At 38.7% G+C, this 2,408-nt stretch carries 4 protein-coding genes; all 4 read right to left on the minus strand.

Annotated features, from left to right (window positions below; all coding sequences use genetic code 11):
• Window positions 1-139 precede the first annotated feature (139 nt).
• Window positions 140-472: a hypothetical protein gene (locus tag KDU71_RS22625; protein ID WP_212193407.1), complete on the minus strand. Its 333-nt coding sequence runs from the start codon at window positions 470-472 to the stop codon at window positions 140-142.
• Between the two features lies 1 nt (window position 473).
• Complete coding sequence (locus KDU71_RS22630; RefSeq protein ID WP_212193408.1) at window positions 474-1,106, minus strand: P-loop NTPase family protein; 633 nt, start codon at window positions 1,104-1,106, stop codon at window positions 474-476.
• A gap of 14 nt (window positions 1,107-1,120) precedes the next feature.
• Window positions 1,121-1,987 carry a hypothetical protein gene (locus KDU71_RS22635; protein WP_212193409.1) on the minus strand — a complete coding sequence of 289 codons (867 nt, stop codon included), beginning with the start codon at window positions 1,985-1,987 and terminating at the stop codon, window positions 1,121-1,123.
• A 34-nt stretch (window positions 1,988-2,021) separates the two neighbouring features.
• Window positions 2,022-2,408: LPD1 domain-containing protein (locus tag KDU71_RS22640; protein WP_212193410.1), on the minus strand; the 387-nt coding region annotated here is incomplete at its 5' end.

The raw sequence follows: 2,408 nt of genomic DNA on the forward strand, positions 1-2,408 counted from the left end.
TCGGCAACTGCCATCTTAAAAAGTTCCATTTTCCCCTGGAGCTTTTCTTCTTGTGTGGTGAATATTTCATCAATCAGCTTAGTACCCTCTTTTAAAGTTTCCGCAGCTCCGGCATTAATTGCCTTTCCAAATAACTTTCTCATTTCTCTACAAATTTTAATATGGTGTCCAGCTTCTCATTAAGCTGTTTTATGGTTTGATGAAATAGTTCTTTGCTAACATATATCTCCTTGGAACTATCCCTCAAATCAGATATTCGTTTATGCAGCACAGTAAACTTACCCTCACAAGATTCAAGCTCTTTAGTAAGGTGTTGAATATCCTTTTCAAGTAAATCGGTCTTAGCATCAACGGTTTCTTTAGTGGCATTTTTAGAAATAGCATTGCGGATAATGTATGAGAGTACACCTACTGTAAGAGAACTCAATCCGGCTATAACCACCCAATAAAATTTAATTGTCATTTCTTCCATGCTAAAAGATTTTAATGGTTTCTGTACTACCCTCCGGAAAGCGGTTTTTCTCCATCGTTGCACTTTGATTTTCAATGTGCATAATGGCATCCACTATATGCTCCCACTTCGTTCCGCCTTTGGAGCTACCATCTCTGTTTGCCTGATTGATGATTACAAATGAGGTGTTCGGAAACTGTTTCTTCAGCTCTTTAAATTCCTCGTGAGAAATATCCGTTGTTTGGGTACTGTCGATAAATACCACATCGTAATCTCTGAATAGCTTCGGATTGTAGTCCTCGATGATTCCAATTGGGCTATTAATACCTAGCCTTACAACTTTCTCTTGCATTGTTCCTTTTGCACCTTCTTCATTGGCTACATACAGGACTTTATAGCCATGCTGTTTTACCAATTCATCGGCAAACATTAGGGCTACGGTACTCTTGCCATGAAAGCGTGAGCCGTAAATCATTATATAAAATGGGATATACAGCTTACCTAATAGTTTGCCGAACTTTCCCCTTACTGAGATGGTCTTAAAATTCATTTTGGCAAGGTCGTTTGCCAAAACAACCTGGTCGGATGCAATGACTGCGGTTCTTTTGGTGCCGGGATTGAATGCCCTGTTTTTTGAGCCACTACTTTTGGGCATGGAAGTAGTGGCATTTACTTTCCCAATCCTGCAATGCCTTGTAGCCCTTTTAACTGAACATTGGTAACAAGCAGTTTGTCACTCTCCAAATAATCGTGTAAATGCTTTTGGACGTTTTTCACCTGTTCAAATTCTTTGTCGGACTTGTTGACCTTACCGTTTTTCAATGAATTGGTAACTGTGGTAAGTAAGCGTTGGGCTTTTGCTTTAGTGATATTGCCATACAGGTTGATAAACCTTTTAATCAATGCAACGGCCGGAGTAACACCATAGTCATCTACTATCTTTTTCAGCTTCGTGTACAATGAATCCGGAACTTCAAACTTGCAAGTACCATTCATATCCTTGTAAGTCTTGATAAGGTCATTACTGATACTTTTAATTTCCGAAGCGTATTTGCTTGTTTTACGGATGGTCTTTTCAGTAGCAGCCTTTTGAATCACCTTATACAAAAGCGATACCTGACGTTCCGTAACTTTCTTGTTATGAAAGTTCAAATACCGTTTGATAACCTTTATTTCCAAAGGCATTAAGTCAACCTCGATGGGCTTGCGTTGTGCCTGTCGTGGTGCTGCCGTTTTCTTTTTGGGAGACTGCTTTGAAGTTTGTTTTTTCGTCACATTTTTTGTCGATTTTTGTGACGAAGTACTAGGCTTCTTTGCTTGCGGTTTCTTGCTTGCAGGGCTTTTCTTTTCCGAACCCTTTAAGTAAGGCTCAACTATTTTGAAATGATTATCCAACATCTCTTTAATGTCCTTATCCTCATTGTAGAAATCGGCAAATGAATCAAACTCTTTATGTGCTTCCTGTGCTGCTTCCGGCAACTTTTTGAAGTCAATATTTTTGGTGGCTTCCTTGTAATTTTTGATTGTTAATTTCATACTATCTGATATTAAGTTTTTAGTACACTATTTATTATTCGCTGCCCTTCGCAAGGGCTTGTTTCTGTTTAATGCGAATTGCTTTAGCTCTGATTTTGGCAAGTTTCAGTTTGCGTTCTTTGCCCACTATCACACCTTTATTCACACTGCCTTTTTCTGTCAGGTCGATGTATTCATCGGCTCGTTTATTGGTAAATGGCTCAAATGATTTAATTGATAAGTGTTCCTTGATTGCATAAATCAGGTTATCAAAGCACTTGTTAATGTAAATGCGTTCCTTGCCTTGTGGATAAACAGGATGAGAAAACATACCTCCTGATACCAGATAGTTATTTACCCGGTTCTTTTCCTTTAGCTTGTCGTACACATAGCATTCAAAGCTTCGGGCAAACATCTCTGCAATATCTTTCCAATAAGCACC

This window comes from Carboxylicivirga sediminis (assembly GCF_018156225.1).
GTDB lineage: Bacteria > Bacteroidota > Bacteroidia > Bacteroidales > Marinilabiliaceae > Carboxylicivirga > Carboxylicivirga sediminis.

Bases quoted from the DNA above. Each gene is read 5' to 3' on its own strand.
- KDU71_RS22625 (WP_212193407.1), bottom strand. From the start codon at position 472: ATGGAAGAAATGACAATTAAATTTTATTGGGTGGTTATAGCCGGATTG.
- KDU71_RS22635 (WP_212193409.1), bottom strand. From the start codon at position 1,987: ATGAAATTAACAATCAAAAATTACAAGGAAGCCACCAAAAATATTGAC.
- KDU71_RS22630 (WP_212193408.1), bottom strand. From the start codon at position 1,106: ATGCCCAAAAGTAGTGGCTCAAAAAACAGGGCATTCAATCCCGGCACC.